The sequence below is a fragment of the Coleofasciculus sp. B1-GNL1-01 genome, from assembly GCF_040220235.1.
Classification (GTDB): Bacteria; Cyanobacteriota; Cyanobacteriia; order Cyanobacteriales; family Coleofasciculaceae; genus Coleofasciculus.
Genome location: NZ_JAVJTO010000118.1, coordinates 1 through 17,370 on the forward strand (window position 1 = coordinate 1; position 17,370 = coordinate 17,370).

16 protein-coding genes and 1 pseudogene are annotated in these 17,370 nt (G+C 44.6%); 7 read left to right on the forward strand and 10 right to left on the reverse strand.

Going from position 1 to position 17,370, the window contains the following annotated elements; genetic code table 11:
* Positions 1-296: 296 nt before the first annotated feature.
* Together RID53_RS28495 and RID53_RS28500 are read right to left on the reverse strand one after the other, a co-directional pair.
* Positions 297-674: a VOC family protein gene (locus RID53_RS28495; protein WP_446391307.1), complete on the reverse strand. Its 378-nt coding sequence runs from the start codon at positions 672-674 to the stop codon at positions 297-299.
* A gap of 131 nt (positions 675-805) precedes the next feature.
* Entirely contained in the window at positions 806-1,354 is a 549-nt protein-coding gene (locus RID53_RS28500) for a Dps family protein (protein WP_446391308.1), read from the reverse strand.
* A gap of 191 nt (positions 1,355-1,545) precedes the next feature.
* On the opposite strand from RID53_RS28500, the gene hisB reads away from it, so the two are divergent.
* A complete protein-coding gene (gene hisB, locus RID53_RS28505) occupies positions 1,546-2,190 on the forward strand; it encodes an imidazoleglycerol-phosphate dehydratase HisB (protein ID WP_446391372.1) in 645 nt (214 codons plus the stop codon).
* Between the two features lie 141 nt (positions 2,191-2,331).
* Here the strand turns inward: hisB and RID53_RS28510 are convergent, their stop codons facing one another.
* Entirely contained in the window at positions 2,332-2,541 is a 210-nt protein-coding gene (locus tag RID53_RS28510; RefSeq protein WP_446391373.1) for a Shedu anti-phage system protein SduA domain-containing protein, read from the reverse strand.
* Positions 2,542-2,704: 163 nt separating this feature from the next.
* Between RID53_RS28510 and RID53_RS28515 the strand changes: the two genes are divergently transcribed.
* Positions 2,705-3,949, forward strand: coding sequence for a hypothetical protein (locus RID53_RS28515; protein ID WP_446391309.1), 1,245 nt, complete (start codon positions 2,705-2,707; stop codon positions 3,947-3,949).
* Between the two features lie 20 nt (positions 3,950-3,969).
* On the opposite strand, the gene RID53_RS28520 is transcribed toward RID53_RS28515, so the two are convergent.
* Together RID53_RS28520 and RID53_RS28525 are read right to left on the reverse strand one after the other, a co-directional pair.
* A complete protein-coding gene (locus tag RID53_RS28520) occupies positions 3,970-4,560 on the reverse strand; it encodes a Uma2 family endonuclease (RefSeq protein WP_446391310.1) in 591 nt (196 codons plus the stop codon).
* Positions 4,561-4,744: 184 nt separating this feature from the next.
* Entirely contained in the window at positions 4,745-5,974 is a 1,230-nt protein-coding gene (locus tag RID53_RS28525; protein ID WP_446391311.1) for a class I SAM-dependent methyltransferase, read from the reverse strand.
* A 397-nt stretch (positions 5,975-6,371) separates the two neighbouring features.
* On the opposite strand from RID53_RS28525, the gene RID53_RS28530 reads away from it, so the two are divergent.
* Positions 6,372-6,884, forward strand: coding sequence for a hypothetical protein (locus RID53_RS28530; protein ID WP_446391312.1), 513 nt, complete (start codon positions 6,372-6,374; stop codon positions 6,882-6,884).
* A 14-nt stretch (positions 6,885-6,898) separates the two neighbouring features.
* On the opposite strand, the gene RID53_RS28535 is transcribed toward RID53_RS28530, so the two are convergent.
* Complete coding sequence (locus RID53_RS28535; RefSeq protein WP_446391313.1) at positions 6,899-7,873, reverse strand: carbohydrate kinase family protein; 975 nt, start codon at positions 7,871-7,873, stop codon at positions 6,899-6,901.
* A gap of 155 nt (positions 7,874-8,028) precedes the next feature.
* Between RID53_RS28535 and pedR the strand changes: the two genes are divergently transcribed.
* Entirely contained in the window at positions 8,029-8,313 is a 285-nt protein-coding gene (gene pedR, locus RID53_RS28540; RefSeq protein WP_446391314.1) for a photosynthetic electron transport-dependent transcriptional regulator PedR, read from the forward strand.
* Positions 8,314-8,488: 175 nt separating this feature from the next.
* Complete coding sequence (locus RID53_RS28545; protein ID WP_446391315.1) at positions 8,489-9,541, forward strand: M28 family peptidase; 1,053 nt, start codon at positions 8,489-8,491, stop codon at positions 9,539-9,541.
* A gap of 10 nt (positions 9,542-9,551) precedes the next feature.
* Here RID53_RS28545 and RID53_RS28550 read toward each other — a convergent pair whose 3' ends face one another.
* The 3 genes from RID53_RS28550 to RID53_RS28560 all read right to left on the reverse strand — a co-directional run bounded on the left by RID53_RS28550 (position 9,552) and on the right by RID53_RS28560 (position 11,842).
* Positions 9,552-10,400 (reverse strand): hypothetical protein, encoded by an 849-nt coding sequence (locus tag RID53_RS28550; RefSeq protein ID WP_446391316.1) that lies wholly within the window; start codon positions 10,398-10,400, stop codon positions 9,552-9,554.
* A gap of 81 nt (positions 10,401-10,481) precedes the next feature.
* Positions 10,482-11,399: a DNA adenine methylase gene (locus RID53_RS28555; protein WP_446391317.1), complete on the reverse strand. Its 918-nt coding sequence runs from the start codon at positions 11,397-11,399 to the stop codon at positions 10,482-10,484.
* Positions 11,400-11,566: 167 nt separating this feature from the next.
* On the reverse strand, positions 11,567-11,842 hold the full coding sequence (locus RID53_RS28560) for a hypothetical protein (protein ID WP_446391318.1): 276 nt from the start codon (positions 11,840-11,842) through the stop codon (positions 11,567-11,569).
* Positions 11,843-11,991: 149 nt separating this feature from the next.
* On the opposite strand from RID53_RS28560, the gene RID53_RS28565 reads away from it, so the two are divergent.
* Positions 11,992-13,353: a DUF3370 domain-containing protein gene (locus tag RID53_RS28565; RefSeq protein ID WP_446391319.1), complete on the forward strand. Its 1,362-nt coding sequence runs from the start codon at positions 11,992-11,994 to the stop codon at positions 13,351-13,353.
* Between the two features lie 370 nt (positions 13,354-13,723).
* Here the strand turns inward: RID53_RS28565 and RID53_RS28570 are convergent, their stop codons facing one another.
* Positions 13,724-15,136 carry a TIGR03985 family CRISPR-associated protein gene (locus RID53_RS28570; protein ID WP_446391320.1) on the reverse strand — a complete coding sequence of 471 codons (1,413 nt, stop codon included), beginning with the start codon at positions 15,134-15,136 and terminating at the stop codon, positions 13,724-13,726.
* Positions 15,137-15,538: 402 nt separating this feature from the next.
* On the opposite strand from RID53_RS28570, the pseudogene RID53_RS28575 reads away from it, so the two are divergent.
* Positions 15,539-16,719: pseudogene (locus RID53_RS28575) on the forward strand (IS4 family transposase).
* Positions 16,720-17,370 lie beyond the last annotated feature (651 nt).

Below are 17,370 nucleotides of genomic sequence, written 5' to 3' on the forward strand. Positions count from 1 at the left end.
CCTTGCCGTAGTGCGTTTAGCGAAGCCATGCCGCAGGCTTTGCATCTTGCTCGCTACATTGAGCATCTTGCTCGCTACATTGAGCATCTTGCTCGCTACATTGAGCATCTTGCTCGCTACATTGAGCATCTTGCTCGCTACCCATTCCCAATTTAAATGCGTGACAGCTTAATCACCTTGATGGGTAAGGGCTTCTTCACTTGTGCAGCAAGCCCGAATTAACCTTACGCCCGGAAACCTTAGGGAACCCACGCTTTGCGCCCGATTCAATAGTAAAATCTATCCCTCCCAGAGGTTTATCCTCCGAAGCGTTGAATTTCAATGAGATAGCCATTGGGATCACGCAAGAAGCAGTGGTAAATCTTGTACGTTTCATTGAACGTCGGCGGCTTTTCAAAGACAACACCGTGCTGCTGAAGATAGTCAAACCACTCGTCCACCTGTGGTGTTACCAAGGTAAAAATTACATTTGATTGCTTGTCAGTGAGTGGTGTTTTGGTGCCGCTACTTTGGCACACACCCACGTACCCATCACAACTCACCTGATAAATCCGACAACTGCCTTGATCAAGCCATAACTCCAAACCCAACACATCTTCGTAGAACCGTGCCGACATGTCAAGGTCATGGGTGTAGAAAAAGGTGATTGAAGACTCAATCGGCGGGTGGGACATCGCTTCACTTGTTCCAATAACTGGTCAGATAATCGAAAGCAGCAATCAGTCTGTTATTTGTTCTCCAAAAGTATTAAATACCCACCAGCCAACATTAAATTTCACTGGTGGGATATGTTCGCTACGAAGGTCTAGCTTTTTTTCATAAAGCCCAACGTTAAGCTATCCGGTGCGAGGAAATGGTTCAAATGATAAGCCCGTTCCTCCGTTTTCAACAGGATTTGTTCATACAAATAGCGGGTGGCGCGATCGCCTAAACTTTCCGCTTGTGACGCCTGACGCCGAATTAACTGGATTATAGCTTGCTCGGCTGCCAAGTCATTCTCGATCATCTGACGCGATGAAAAAATGCCATCGGCTTCTGGAGAGAAGCAACATAACTGCGCCAGGGTGCTAAAACTAGCGGCGGGAACTCCACCTAATCCATTGAGTCGTTCTCCCAAATCGTGGACATATTCCTGCGCCTGTTCGTAGCTTTCTTGAAAGAAGTCATGCAGGGAAGAAAATTCTGCACCTTCTACGACAAAGTGATGTTTTTGGTATTGCAGATAGAGGGCTTGGAAGCTTGCTAATGCAATATTTAGTCCTTCACAAACCGGAGCGGTGACTCCTTGCTCCAGTAGGATGGGATTATCGTGGACTTCACCAAATGCCTGGACTAAACCCTGAGTATCTGGCATGGTTGTGTTCTCCTTCTCATTAAGTTGGCGTTATTGCCAGTGTCTAGAGTTACTTTAGCACGCTTGTTTGAATCAGGTTAGTAACTAAGGGAAGAGATTGGGAGAGGAGAGATGAGGGAGAGGGGCTTCCACCCTCCCGCTCTTTCCTGTGAGAGAATAAGAGACGGTGTTCTCCTATGTCAGCAGCAACTATGCAAACCAGCGATCGCACAGCTATCAATTCCCAGTCTCAGCATCCTCTATTCCCCGCCCGGACAGCAACCGTGAGACGTACCACGGGTGAAACCGATGTCCAGGTTAGCCTGAATTTCGATGGTACAGGAACTTGTCGTGCGGACACAGGTATCCCCTTTTTGGATCACATGTTGCATCAGCTATCCTCTCATGGGTTAATTGATTTAGACGTGAAAGCCACGGGTGACATCGAAATTGATGATCACCATACCAACGAAGACGTGGGCATTACACTGGGACAGGCGTTTGCTCAGGCATTAAGCGATCGCAAAGGGATTGTCCGCTTTGGTCATTTTATCGCCCCCTTGGATGAGGCATTAGTCCAAGTGGCACTGGATTTTTCGGGGCGTCCTCATTTAAGCTATGGCTTAGAGATTCCCACTCAACGGGTTGGCACCTATGACACGCAACTGGTGCGGGAATTCTTTGTTGCATTGGTGAACCATAGCCAAATGACGTTGCACATCCGCCAACTGGATGGAATTAATTCTCATCATATTATCGAAGCCACGTTTAAAGCCTTTGCGCGATCAGTCCGTATGGCAACAGAAATCGATCCCCGTCGTGCTGAAATGATTCCCAGTTCTAAGGGGGTTTTGTGACTTAATGGTCATTTGTCTTATGTCGTTTGTCAAGACTATTTTCGAGCCAGAGAAATAGAGTTATCCTCTAATCATCGACTTGTGATGCAAACCGATACTTGTCAAGACGAAATGATAAATCATCATATAAATCATCAAAAGTTATACAGTATATAATATATGCTTAGAATTCACGATCAGGTTTTGCTGACGCCAAGCTAACCTCGTTTTCTCTCTAAATTTTAAATTCTCATTCCTGCCAATAATGAGTAATCCCATATAGTCAATTGATCGGCTATTAAATCTGTTTTCATAATCATTTGTCTTTTCCAAGTCATCAAGCTTCCAAAACCAATCTATGATTTGGCTAATTTGCTATGAGCAAAGACTTCCAATCTCTCTTTCATCAAAATATCTAATATTTCGATTTGTGTAGATAACTGGTCACTTAATTGGCTTGGGTCGCCCTCTCTCCATGTTAACCCAGATAATAAAGGGTTGATGACAGGTAATCAAGTATAAACTATAGGTAACCATGGAGAATTGGCAACATTTCTTTTTTCTCTTGAGGAAGCGAGTCAACTTCACTCTTGTAGCACTCTTAACTTTTTGGCTTATACTCTTAATCGGAATTCGAGGTGACACCATTCTAGAAATTGATATCCTTCAAAACGCAGCCAACCAAGCCGCCTACTATCTGGTTCAACAGACAAAAGATGATGGCAGGTTTGAGTATCGTCTCAACATGAATTCTGCCGTGAAAGTCAAGGAAAAGTATAATATTCTCCGTCATGCTGGCACAATCTACGCCCTAGGGATGTATTATCAGCGACACCCCGATCCCCAGGTGCGTTCTACCCTAGAAAAAGCCAGTCAATATCTGCGAGATGAATCTATTTATCCTCTACCGGATCAGAATAACGTATTAGCGGTTTGGTCAGATCCCAAGGTTAATCACAGCGGAAACCCCCTCCAAGCCAAGCTAGGGGGGACAGGACTTGGGTTAGTCGCTTTATTAAGTATGGAGAAAATTCAGCCCGAATTTACCCCCCTCTCCGATTTACAAAGGTTAGGGCAATTTCTCGTGTATATGCAAAAAGAAGAGGGCAATTTTTACTCAAAATATATCCCGTCGCAGGGAGGACGTTGGAATAAATGGCAATCGCTTTATTATCCGGGTGAGGCGGCTTTAGGACTAGCGATGCTTTACGAACAGGATGGTTCTGAAATTTGGCTTAATGCGGCGGCTAAAGCGTTAGCCTATCTCGCTCATTCTCGTGAAGGGCAAACGAATATATCAGCGGATCATTGGGCTATCCTGGCGACGGCTAAGCTATTCTCCCTAACTAATCAAAAGAACTTACCTGTATCGAGAGAATTGTTAGTGAATCATGCTATCCAGATTTGCGAAACGATACTCCAAGAGCAAATTAAAGATCCTCAGCATCCTAACTATCACGGCGGCTTTTCCAAACAGGGTAAAGTTACTCCCACCGCCACCCGTTTAGAAGGATTGCAAGCGGCTCTGACGTTCCTTCCGGCTAGTCAGGAAATACGACAACGTATTGAGTCTACTATACCTGATGGTCTAAACTTTTTACTCCGCGCCCAGGTTAAGGACTCAAAATTCCTCGGCGCTTTTCCTAGGGCTGTCGATCAAATAGCCGCAGATACTCCTGATGCCGAAAAGTTTAATCGTCGCGTTACTGAAGTACGAATTGATTATGTACAACATGCATTGAGTGCGATCATTCAATATTTAGAATTAGTAGAAGGCTAAGCTAGCATGAAAATCCTATATCACAGAGCAGGATTGAGAATTTGGGCGGCGGTTAACCGCAACGCTTTGAATGTAGGCGATCGAATTTCATCACTACCCAAAAACTCTGTGGTATCGTAGAAGCCTTCCACCAGTTGACAAATTGTGATTTTATTCGCTAAGGGATCAACTACCCAGTATTCGGGAATTCCTAATACGGTGTACTCAGCGCGTTTGGCTCGATAATCTACAGTCTTAGTTGATTCGCTTACCACCTCAACAACTAGTAAAGGGGGGGGTTCATCCAACGTAATGACCGCTTCTTTTTTATCACGTAGCTGTTGCCATTGTTCTAGAGGTAAAACGGTTACATCAGGAATGCGAGAGGTGTGCCATTGTCCCCGTTGCGGCGACTGAATACCAACCGTCATTTGTTTACCTGTCCAGGGAAGTCCTAGCCGTTTAATTTCAGCGCGAAACTCGTCGTGTAGAAATTCCGCAATATCACCATGTAAACCACTACCAAGACTCATCGGAATTAATTTACCCTCAACTAGCTCATAAACCGTATCGGTTCCATCTGTATAGGTTAGATATTCTTGAAAGGTTAGCCGCTGGAGTGCAATTACCATCTTTATCCCTCTAGCGTATTCCGGACTATGATGAATCCATTATAGTTTTGTACCGTTTCGTTGACAAATGACGAATGACGTAGCTTGCTTCTCGATGAAAGCGAGTATGACAAATGACAAATGACAAATGACAAATGACAAATGACCAATGACAAATGACCAATGACAAATGACCAATGACCAATTAAGCCATTGGCGGAATCGTTAATCCTTTAAGCGATCGCGCTTTTTCCAGACTCAACCCCTTACCCTGCACTAGCACTGTAAAACCGCCCAATCCCGTGGGGTCAATCAGTTGATGTAATGCATCCCGACGCTGCATAATTCTAATCACATCCTGCGCCCCCGCGATCGCTTGTCCCTGATGGCTTCCTAATCCTGACAATGCCGAGATGCGATCGCCTAATCCTAATGCCATTAAAAATAATCCTTGTTTGGTCAATTCTACGGTTTGTAATCCAGACAATTCTCCTTGCCGTTCCAATGCCGTAAAATTCACATGAGCGGTAATATCTTGCTGTCCAATATTTACATAAGGATTATCATGATGGCGGTGACGATAATAGCATTTTAATGTTCCCTGATGTCGGACGGGTAAATAATAGCGATCGGCAGAATACCCATAATCAATCGTGAGCAAAAACCCTTGTTTCAGCTTATTAGCAATTGTCTTGATCCAATCCAACGCTGCCAAATTCACTTCAGTTCGATAGCCATCTGGATACGCCCCCGAATATAAATTAATTCCCATCCATTGAAAATACTTGTTTAACTCCAGTGTAGAAAGATCATCGATAACTTCCCCCAAATGAATCTCATTGGTTTCCGTCGTTACCGTTGTCACATACACTTCCTGAAGCTGTCCCTTCTCCAGCACAACTTGATGCACTGGAAATGCATCGACGAGTTCATTAGAAAAACAACACCCGATGATTGAGTTGTCTAATATTTCATCAAAGGTACACCAGCGTAACGGTAAACCAGGTAAGTTCAACTGCTTGAAAACTTGCTGCTGTTTACTGATCAATCCCGCTGCTTTTTCAACAATGATATAGTCTAACGCCGCAAAACAGTCTGGATACTGTCGATATAAATGACTCAAAACATCAGCCGCAACCAATCCTTGACCCGCCCCCATTTCCACCAATGTAAAGGGTTCGGGGTGTCCCAGAATCTGCCAGATTTGGGCAAACTGTTCCGCCAGTAACTCACCAAAATCATGACCCAGATGGGATGAGGTAAAAAAGTCTCCTTCAGAGCCAATATTAACTGCACCCGTAGCATAATATCCCTGTTGGGGATGATAGAGGACTAAATCCATATATTCGGCAAATGAAATACGCCGATTTGGTGTCGCCGCAATTTTATTAGCAATTAGGTGTCTCAAGGATTTCTCTTGGGGGGATAATGACATGAGTGCAGATTGGGTAACGAAGTAGCAATGTAGAGACGTGCCATGGCACGTCTGGGAGATGGGGGAGATGAGGGAGTTAGCTGAAAACTTAATCAGGGCGGGTTTAATACCATTAAGGTGACAAAAAAGGATAATAGTCAAACCCACCCCTACAAGCCCTTTTTAATACCTGTTCCCTGTTCCCTAACCCATGACGAATATTGTCAATCCGCCAAATAGCTGAAAAAAGTTACGAGAAATGGCTGAGGCAGTCGCATCCGGATGCCGAAGACAATTATAGATAACTTTCTTAACAAACTGAAGAATTAGTATCAGGGTTTTCTTTTTTCAGAGCTATATCATTCCTATAAAGTGTATCTGCTGTCGCCAGTAATTGCTTCCTTACCCCATAATAAAAATGACAACTGAAGGAAAAGTCCTCGCTATTCTTTTGATGCAATTTAGTCTTCCTCCTGTCCCCGCCATGAAAGCTGTGGACGCTTGGTTAAAAGAGCATCCCCAGGAAAATTGGGACAGGTTGAAAGAATTATTACACCAGAAAAAAATAACCCTGGTTAACGGAAAGCTGGCAACAATAACCCAACAGAGTGTCCCAAATTCAGGTAAGGGTGTCACCCCCTCTCAAGGGAAGCAAGCTGTCCATTATTCTCAGTCACGACAACCTCAGCCACCATCGGTTAAAACATTTCGATTTCGTGGGGTCACGTATCATAAAGTTGAAATGCCTCCAATTCAGCACTTTACGATGATTGATCCAACCATTCCACCGGACGTTTCCCAACCCAACCCTAATGATGATATACCCGCCTCTGATCCTCAAATCGTGAACTTTCATGAATACGCAGAACGCAAGAAGCGATCGCAGGAAAATCAGTTGAATCAGACAGAGCGATCGCAACAACAGGGGTAATCACAGGGAAACCGTTACCCGTTTTCTTTGAGAAATGCGTCCACCTCGCGTCGGGTTGGTTGAGCCGCGATCGCACCGGGTTTGAGTGTCGTTAGTCCACCCACAGCACTGGCGTATTTGACCACATCTCGTGCTGACTCTGGCGTCGCTAGACATTTTAATCCCTTCTGACACAGTTGGTGAATCAAGCCCGCGACAAAACCATCACCCGCCCCTGTGGTATCTTGCACATTCATAGTAAAGGGTGAGAATGTACCTTCCTGTTCACCGAGACAGTAGGTTATATCTTGATCTCCATTCGTCACCAACACACCTTCCACTGAATCCAGACGATGGGTAATCGCCCCTGCATCCGAGGTATCAAAGAATAACTCCCCTTCTTCTTTGGCTATTTTGAGAAAATCGATTTCCTTGACAAATTCTTCAATCAGTGGTTTTGCTTCACTGGGATCTGACCAAAACATGGGACGCCAGTTAATATCCACTAAAACTTTGACATCGTAGCGATTGGCGAGATCCAAGGCTTGGTAAATCGCTTGTCGGGTTTGGGGATAGGCTAACTCCAGGGTACCCAAAACTAAATAATCAGCTCCCTCAAATAAGGATTCGGGTAACTTAGACACATCAAGGAAAGAGTCAGCAAATTGGGAAGTGTCAAAATCACCAAATCCAGCAAATTCGCGATCGCCCTTTTCTGAGCGCAGGACGTAAACCTGTCGGGTTGGTGCGGTAGGATGGCGCTGGACACCACTACTATCCACCCCGACATCTTCTAATAATTGGACAAGCTGGTTTCCTGGCTCATCAACTCCCACAGCTCCGATAAACGCCGCTGGGGTTCCCAACTTAACCAATGCACAAGCCACATTCGCTGGCGCTCCCCCAGGATAAGGTGTCCAGGATTCGACTTGTTCTAGGGATCGCCCCACCTGATTAGCTAGGCGATCGAATAAAATTTCACCGAGGCAGAGAACACGAGGATTAGTCACGGCAATATACACCTCAACGTTTCCCTCAGACTACCAGAGGCTTAACCTTTGGTTAAAAAGAATCTCTCAAACCAGGATGAGTTATGGCGTGTAGGTATCCCATAGTTCGTTAGAATTAAAAAGGTATAAGTAGATTTACCAAGGGCAAAATACCTATGGCTGGTGGCAAGTCGGATAAGTCTGTTTCTCTCTCAGACCGGGAATTACAAATTGTAGACCTGGTCGCCGCTGGTTTAACCAATCAGGAGATTGCCCAGGACTTGGAAATCAGTAAGCGCACTGTCGATAACCATATTAGTAATATTTTGCAGAAGACCCATACCGATAATCGAGTCGCACTGGTGCGTTGGGCGTTGCAGTGGGGTAAAGTTTGTTTGAATGATATTAACTGTTGTACCTTACCTCCCAAGCCCAATAATAATGATGAGGTGGTTTCCTAGAACAGAGAGCCGGGGGAGCCATCACGAGACGCGCCATGACCCATCTATGTGTAGGGGCGGGTTTAGGGACAATATTGAATGTTATCCCCAGCTTGGCTACAAAACCCGCCCTGTCTAAATTATGTTGTATTCCCTGTTCCCTGTTCCCTGTTCCCTGTTCCCTGTTCCCTGACAAATGACTCAACTATCGAGCAAACCGTGGTGGAAAATTCCTCTATTAAATCGCTCCGGAGCCATCCGACTCGCTATACTGAGTATCATTCTCTTGATTGTCATTGTTGGCGCGTGGTTCCTAATGATCCGAATGCCTGGAGAAAGTTATAACGGTGAACTCCCACCCCTAACCCAGAAAGAAATCGCCTTGCAAAATGCGCTTCAGCAAGATGTGGAAAAACTGGCGGGGGAAATTGGGCGACGCAACTATTTGCACTATGACGGTTTAATCGCGGCGACTGATTTTTTGGAACAGCATCTATCAGAATCTGGGTATCAAGTCAAGCGACAAGGATACGAGATTGATAATCAAACGTATTACAATCTTGAAGTCGAAATTATTGGCACTGAAAAACCCCAGGAAATCGTTGTCGTTGGCGGTCACTACGATTCAGTCTATACCAGTCCGGCGGCGAATGATAACGGTACTGGCGCAGCCGCAACCTTAGAGTTAGCGCGTTTATTTGCCGGAAAACAGCCAGCTAGAACGCTGCGGTTTGTGGAGTTTGTCAATGAAGAACCGCCATTTTTCCAGACGGATCAGATGGGGAGTTTCGTCTATGCTAAACAATGCCGCGATCGCAATGAGAATATTGTGGCGATGCTGAGTTTAGAAACGATGGGATATTACTCCGATAAAATTGGGTCTCAGCGCTATCCGTTTCCCTTAGACAAGATTTATCCCTTACAAGGAAATTTTATCGGGTTTATCGGTAATTTAGGGTCAAGAAAACTCGTTCACAACGTCGTTGAATCCTTCCGCCGCCATGCCAAATTTCCCTCTGAAGGTGCGACGTTACCCCCGATGATTCCGGGTGTGGGTTGGTCAGATCAGTGGGCATTTTGGCAGCAGGGGTATCCGGGTGTAATGGTTACGGATACAGCCCCCTTTCGCTATCCTTACTATCATACTGACGAAGATACACCCGATAAAGTAGACTATGAACGATTAGCGCGAGTTGTTGCTGGGTTGGAGCAGGTAATTACAGAGTTAGCTGGAAGTAAAGTTCCCTAATAAAAATTCTTCAGGGATTATAGCAGACAAACTCAGGAAGACGGTTCTGAATCGCATTCCATTCCCTGGCTAGATTCGTTTCCCCCGGACGAATTTTGCGTTCATTAAGTTCAGGATGACGGGCGTAGAAAACGGCATCAGCAACTTCATTCGGATTATAATTAACCACATCATATCCATCCGACTCAGGCGGTTGTTCACAGTCTCGTGGCGTCCACCTAACTTTATCCGCGATCGCGCGACGAATAGCAACCCACTCTTGCTGTAATTGAGTTTGGGAAGGTTGAAGTTTCTCGCCTTGCATTTGGGGGTAAAGGCGATAGAAGAAAAAATCTGTCCAAGCGTTAACAGCGGAGGAAGGTGCTTCTGCTAAGAGTCTTCTACATTCATAAAGAATTTGTTGAAAATCAATATTAGATTGAATGTTTTCTAATGGTATTTTTTTGTAGTTGTTTAGATTGATGTTTTCGTTCTCATCAAATTCCCATGATTCACGGACAGAGTTAACAATTGGTTTGGCTGACGCAGCATCAGTGACGAAGTTGCCGTTTGCTGTGCCTCGCCAACAATAACTCAATTCAGTTCTATATTTATAGGTATAACCAACGACTAGGTTGCCTCTTTTTTCCAAAATCAGATAATTTTGGTCATCGGAAATGTCTCGGAAAAAATGAAAGCCGCTTGGTAATGCGTCAAGATTAACGCCTCCTCCTGATTGAGCCAACAGATCGCCTCCAGATTGAGCCACCCCAGGTTGAGGCTGGAAACCTTGGCTACTCGATTTGGCGGGCGCGATCGCGATCGCAGTAGTCAGGCTCAGGACAATGAGAGAAAGTTGGGTGATTGCGCGGGTGTTCATGTTTCAGCACCCCCATTACTGGACGACAACAATACTTTTACAAGTATATATATTCTACAATGAATCTCTATTTATCGAAACTCAGTAGTTCATAATCAACAATTCATTAATCTGTCCTCGCTGCATTGCCTTACTATTAATATTACGTTTCGCTTTTACTCGTTTTATAGCGTATCCTGCATAAGCACTGTCAAAAAACTCATCTGTCGAATCTTCATTTTTGGGGTCAGAGTTACTCAAAATTAACTTAGCCCCCTTCTGATCAAGCACTTGAAAAAAATCTCGTAATCTTAATTGTGACGAATCATCGAAAATTTCTTGAGAATAGGACGTAAAATTTGCCGTTTTGCTTAGAGGTCTATAGGGAGGATCGAAATAAACTAGAGAGTGATTATCCACAAACGCTTCAGAGTCGGTGAAATCTCCATAATGAATCTGAGTATTTTTCAGAATTTGAGCCACCGCTATCAGGTTATCTGTCTGACAAATTTTTGGATTTTTATAGCGACCGATTGGAACATTAAATTCTCCTTTGGAATTAACTCGGAACAATCCATTAAAACAGGTGCGGTTGAGAAAAATTAGGTGAGCGGTTCTCTCAACCCAGTCTGGATAATAGGTATGAAAGTCTATTTGTTGACGCTGTAGATTGAATTGAGAGCGGATTTGATAGAAATATTGCTTTCGTTCTTCGGCATCGAAAGATAAATATTTGTCTTGAAGCTTTGACAAAAGTTTAATCAAGTCTTCTACATTTTTCTGAATCGTCTTATACGCTAGAATGAGTTCAGGATTAATATCACAAATAAAAAACTCTTCAATTTTACCCAACTGGGCAATATATAGAAATACTGCCCCACCACCGACAAAAGGTTCAATATATCGATTGATTTTTCCCTGATTCAACTCCTCAGGCAAATTTTTATCAATTTCTTTAATGAGTTGGCTTTTCCCACCTGCCCATTTTAAAAAGGGTCTGGCTTGCATGGAATTTTTCATTAACTAGAGAGATAAGATATAATTTTTCCGAGAATAGTGAAACCTGTTTTATTTTAGAATAAAATTCTAAATAATGAAAGCAAGGCTTTACCCAAAATTTACACATAAACAAATCAGTCAATATTTGAGGAAGGGCGACCCGAAAAAATTGAGTGGATTGGAATTTCTCATTGGTGCGGCGGGTCGCCCCTACATATCTTAATTTTATTAAATTCCTGGAAACTGTGGAAGAGATTGATACCTCGGACAGTACCGCCTTTAATGATATCAATCTGTCCAACAAGAGTAACAATGGAACGTTCTACCCCCAATGTGTCATCCGGTGTAATCTGAGTCAGGGTGGGATCAGGGAAAGACGCGATCGCACTCAACATCCCCAAGCCCCCAATTAACCACCAGCACCAGGATTGGCGGATTGTAGCTGCTGCACTTTTGATATCCATGTTTCGGCTTTTGCACCCTCAGTGAAGATCTGGATTTGCGATCGCCTATTGCGATACTCTGTTATTTTGCGGTTATCGAAGTAATGAAGTATACTTGTTTTCTTTGTTCCCCGTTCCCTATTCCCTAAATCTTAAACCTTTATCTCTAGATGTTCGCGTTTCTGCCCATTTTTCACCTCGCCCAAGCTACCCCTACACCTCCACCCCCAGTGGAGATTGTACAGTCGCAAGATGTGCGTCCGTTACCGGGACAATTGGATCAGGTTCCGGTTTTCAATAGCAATAGTCCCGAACTTGTGCAAACCGAGGGAATTTTACTCTCGACATTTCCTGGAAACAACAAAGCCACTCCTAGCGCCCACTTAAACTTTCCCTTTCAGGGGCGTTTTGATATCTTTGCCCATCATGTTGCTAAAGCGCCAACACCGGATGATTTACGGACGCTATATTTGGGACTACTTGTGCATAATCCCGGTGAAGAATCGGTCACGGTTGATATTCTGCAAGCGGCTAGTTACTTAAGTCAACCCGATGCACCGTTTATCCAGTTACCGTCTCAGGTTAAGAATCCCCAAGGTACAGTATATGCAGGTCCTGGTAGTCGGGTAATGAGTGATATATTGAGAGGCTATCGCCAAGCCGAGTTTCCGCCGCAAGTGGTGATTCCGCCTCAACAAAGCCGCCTATTACTCAATTTACCGATTCCAGTGAAATCCTTGGAACCGCCAATTAATGGGCGTTCCACGTTAATGCGGTTACGCAGTAATGGACAGGTATATCTAGCCAGTCTCGCCCGTTATGCACCCACCGATGAGACGGGAAATGAACGCGCCCCCACCCTGGTAGAATGGCAACAGCTATTGGATACAGGGGAATTAGCTAGACCACGCGATCGCGCCCCAACTCCACCAGACTCAACTACGGGTAATATTATCTATGGGCGGGTTGCAGGTGTGGCTCAAGGATCACAGTGGCAAACTCAGTTAACTGATAGTCCGAGTTCCCAGGTTTTGACGATTCCTGAACCGGGAAAAGCCTTTTCTTATGGATTAAGTACCTTACCCGGTGGACGTTTAGGTACTGATCAAAGCCAGAGTGCGAGGATGCTGGTACGTTATCCTGATACTGCCTATTTTGCCCATGGTAATTATGGCGTGCAATATAGTTTAACCTTACCGTTGGTGAATCCAACTCAGGAGACAAAAACAGTTACCGTATCCTTACAAACGCCTCTAAAACAAGAAGAAATTGAGGACGGATTACGGTTTCTAGAACCTCCAGCCAACCAAGTCTTTTTCCGAGGAACAGTGCGACTCCGCTATAACGATGATGCGGGAGTTCCGCGCACAGGATATTGGCATTTAGTTCAACAGCGAGGACAAGAGGGGGAACCGTTAGTGACGCTAAAAATGCCCCCATCCAGTCAAAGATTAGTGCAATTTGATTTTTTGTATCCACCCGATGCAACGCCACCACAAGTTTTAACAGTGGAAACGTTAGGTGTTAAGTAGGGCTTACTGCACAACCCGGAAACCCTGATCCATCAATACTTTGAGGCGTCTGGACAGTGGATAAAGTGCTAAGTAAGCTGTTCGGCATTTAAACCTTAATGTCAATAATGGTGAAATCCTTGTAGTGCGTTTAGCGAAGCCATGCCGAAGGCTTTAGCGAAGCCATGCCGCAGGCTTTGCATCTTGCTCGCTACTAATACCCAATTTAAATGCATAACAGCTTATGGCATCACCTTGCTCAGGGAAAATGTACCCTTGCTCCCCCAGCTCCCCCAGCTCCCCCAGCTTCCCCTGCTCCCCCTCACCTCACCACTTATTCAGCAAGCCCTAAGTAGGTGGGGACAATTAAAGTTGTTATTTGTCTTATGTCTTATGTCATTGTTTTTTGATAAAATTGCCAGGTTTGTTCGATATCCTGTCTCATGCGCTGTCGCAACTCATTCGGGAACATGACTTCTACCTTGGGTCCCCAAGCGCGGAGTCGCATGATTACGGTATTGTCCTGATGCCGATAGCGAAGTGCGTAATAAGCGGCATCAGAATAGGTGTGAATATGAGCTAGGATCTGTCGGGGATTGGGTAAGTTTAAGTGTTCAATTAATACCAGTGCTTCTTGGTAACTATCCAGTTTCTCAAAAGTCGGATGACGGAAGGAGTTGTCGATGTAACGCTGGGCAAAATCAGCATCAAACCGCAGCAGGGTTAAGTCGGATTTTTCATAGAAATCAAAGCCATAAGCGGCGTCTAATTCCTGTTGAATATAAGCAGGCGCATAGTTTTCCGGATGGTTGATAATCTCTGATTTTGAGAAAGGGAGATCGGGAGTATCCCAAGGCAGTTTTTGATACTTGCTTATCCGTTCTAAACGGTAGTTATACCATCCCACTGGCGCTTGGGTTGCTGTTTTATGCGGTCTTTGACCAAAGGCGCAGAGGTAGTAAGCTCTCTGATAATAATACAGGCAAACTGGATAAATGGTGTAGTTTTTAGTTTGATTTAAGGAAGCACTGTGATAGGCAATTTGCAGCGGTGGGGTAGGCGTCTCTTGCCAAATTTCTTTGAGGCGATCGGCTAAATCCGCTGAGGTTTCCCGCAATTCTTCCTTAACTACATAGTCATGATGGATAAATAAGCGTTGTTCGCCATTAATTTTTGTGAATAACAGTTGGGCAATAGTCGATACATCATTGGTAAAAAATCCTAAGGTTCCTGCATAGGAAAAATTAGGGTCGGTCGTGAATGGTTCAAGGATAGCAGCCGTTGACCGTTTGCGGAATTTGTGAATTGGCTTTTTGGTTGTTGTTTGGGGATTGATCAGTTGTCGCTCTAGGAACGGAGTTTTAAGTTGAGACAACTGAGTTAGGTGATTGCGTAAGGTACGGTCAGTTGCCGAAAAAATGGCAGTTGATAAGAGTTTGTCAATATCATTTCCCTCTAACGTATATCGAGATTTTAAGGTAGCAATGAATTGATTGGTGAAGGATTCGGTATATTCGGGAAATAGCCAATCGGAGAAAGAACGAGTTTTATAATGATCAACTTTTTCCTTGAACTTCTTTAACCAATCCGCACAGTTAAAGAGTTCAGTTTCAAATTCGATAAAGAAGTGACTATCGCGGTCATACAACGACCGGATCATGACCCACCGTCGAGCGTCACAGGCTAAAAGTGTGAGGCAATTTTTGGATTGGGTTGGAGCCGATGGATGATTAGAAACTTGCAATAGTTCTGGTACAAGGGTTTCTAAGCAGTGGACGGTGGGCAGAAATTCTTCAGCAGACATGGAGTGATGGGAGGTAATGACTAGCTTCTGATTATAGTCGTTGCTGGTAGCCCCCTTTTCCAACAGATTTAATGTCTATATGTAGTGGACTGACACACAGGACTTACGCAAAAACGCTACATATAGTAGGGGCACGGCAATGCCCATTGGTGTCAACTTAAGCTCAACCCCTCTCCCCCAGCCCCTCTCCCACGCCGGGGCTATGCATTACCCACATCTTTCTTAAACATTGTGCGATCGCGTCGCGATCTGGCTGGACTGAGCAGAGTTGTGCAGTCTAAGTCAGTACAGTTTCTGGTTTTGGGATGCGATCGCGTTTCGGGATGGGATTGCCTGACTGGATGTATCAGGAGCCAGAGCCTATAATTCCTGCTTGTGGCATTCGCATCTGAAAATAAATAAATGAAAGAACTTCGATGGGCAGCCCAAGAATTGCGGTACACCAACTTAGGTGATGCTCGGCGAAATCAACGCCTGGTTAAAATTGTCGAAGACTTAGCCGAACAGCCTAATGAAAGCATTCCAACGGCTTGTGGAAATTGGGCAGCAACCAAAGCTACCTACAACTTGTGGAAATCACCACGCATCAAACCCGATGACATCCGTTCGTCTCATCAAATCAGTACTGTGGAGCGGTCAAAAGAGCATAGTATTGTCTTGGCAATACAAGACACAACAGATCTCAACTTCACTCACCATGAAAGTCAATGCTGGCTAAGTGCTTCCGTTGCGACCGAGTTAGCCTTACCTGAAGACATAGAGGTGGTGACGATTGCCGATCGCGAAGCGGATATTTACGATTTATTTGCCATGACTCGTCAAACGCGATCGCATCTATTGATCCGAGGTACTCATAATCGTCGTGTTGACCATCAAGCCAAGTATTTGCACGCCAGCATTGAGCAAGCGCCAGTAGCTGGATTTGTCACCATTACTGTACCTCGTAACGGGAGGGCGACCCCAGAGGCAAGCTACCCTAACCGTTCGCTTTGCTACCCTAGATATACAACCACCTCGCCATCATCTTCAAAGAGCTAAACTCTCTCCAGTTACTCTTCAAGTGGTATTAGCCACGCTCATCTAATCCACCCAAGGATACCACACCCATTTGCTGGTTATTGTTAACAACCCTACCTGTCAATAGTTTTGATGAAGCTGTCCAATGTATACGATGGTACTCTTTTCGCTGGCTGATTGAACGCTATCACTACGTTCTTAAAAGCGGTTGTCACCTCGAACAACTACAATTGGAAACACGAGAGCGTATTGAGTGTGCTTTGGCTACTTATTCCATTGTTGCTTGGCGCTTATTGTGGCTCACTTATCAAGCTCGCTCTAGTCCTGATACACCTTGCGATACGGTTTTACAGACCCATGAGTGGCAAGCTCTCTATTGTACTATTCACTCTCAACCTATACCTCCACAACAACCTCCTTCTCTCCGGCAAGCCGTTGGTTGGATTGCTCAACTCGGCGGTTTCTTAGGGCGTAAACATGATGGTGAACCTGGAGTCAAAACTATTTGGCGCGGTGAAGAGAGACTACAAGATATCGCTGCTACCTGGCAGTTACTTCACTCCTAGCTATTAAGTTCCATTTTAACTAACGGCTTGAAAACGCGATCGCACAATGTTTAAGAAAGATGTGGGTAATGCATAGCCCACCAGGGGAGAGGGGAGCAAGAAAGATAAAAGGGTGTTCTTTTCCCTGATACTAGAAGCGGTTTTATGTAATGGTTCCCCTTCTTTCCCCCCCCATTTCAAAGAGGTAGAAAGAAGAGAGAGGAGAGCAGCGATAACCTTTCAACACTATCCGCCCTTGCCTAAATTAGCAGTAGATTGGGTCGGAAATAATCGACAATAAACAAGAATTTATTTCAGCCTCAAAGAAGCGAAAAATTTGTGATAGCTTGCGCTTTTTTTAGGGGACGATGGAACAATAAGTAGTCGGACAAAAGAAAACGGTACGCTCCAACAAGTGCAAGTAAATCGCCGTCAAACCCTTACTGTTCCCGGTTAAGAGTTCCCTAATCTCATTTGAGTAACCGCCGCTACACAGACCGAATCCGTGATTTTTTTCTATTTCCGCGTCGGCGGACTTTTTTGGTAGGGTTCCGCGATTTTAATGGCTAAAGCTGTAATGCATTTAAATGGGGTATTAGTAGCGAGCAAGATGCTCAATGTAGTGAGCAAGATGCTCACACTACGACAAGGATCTCGCAATTCTTGACATTA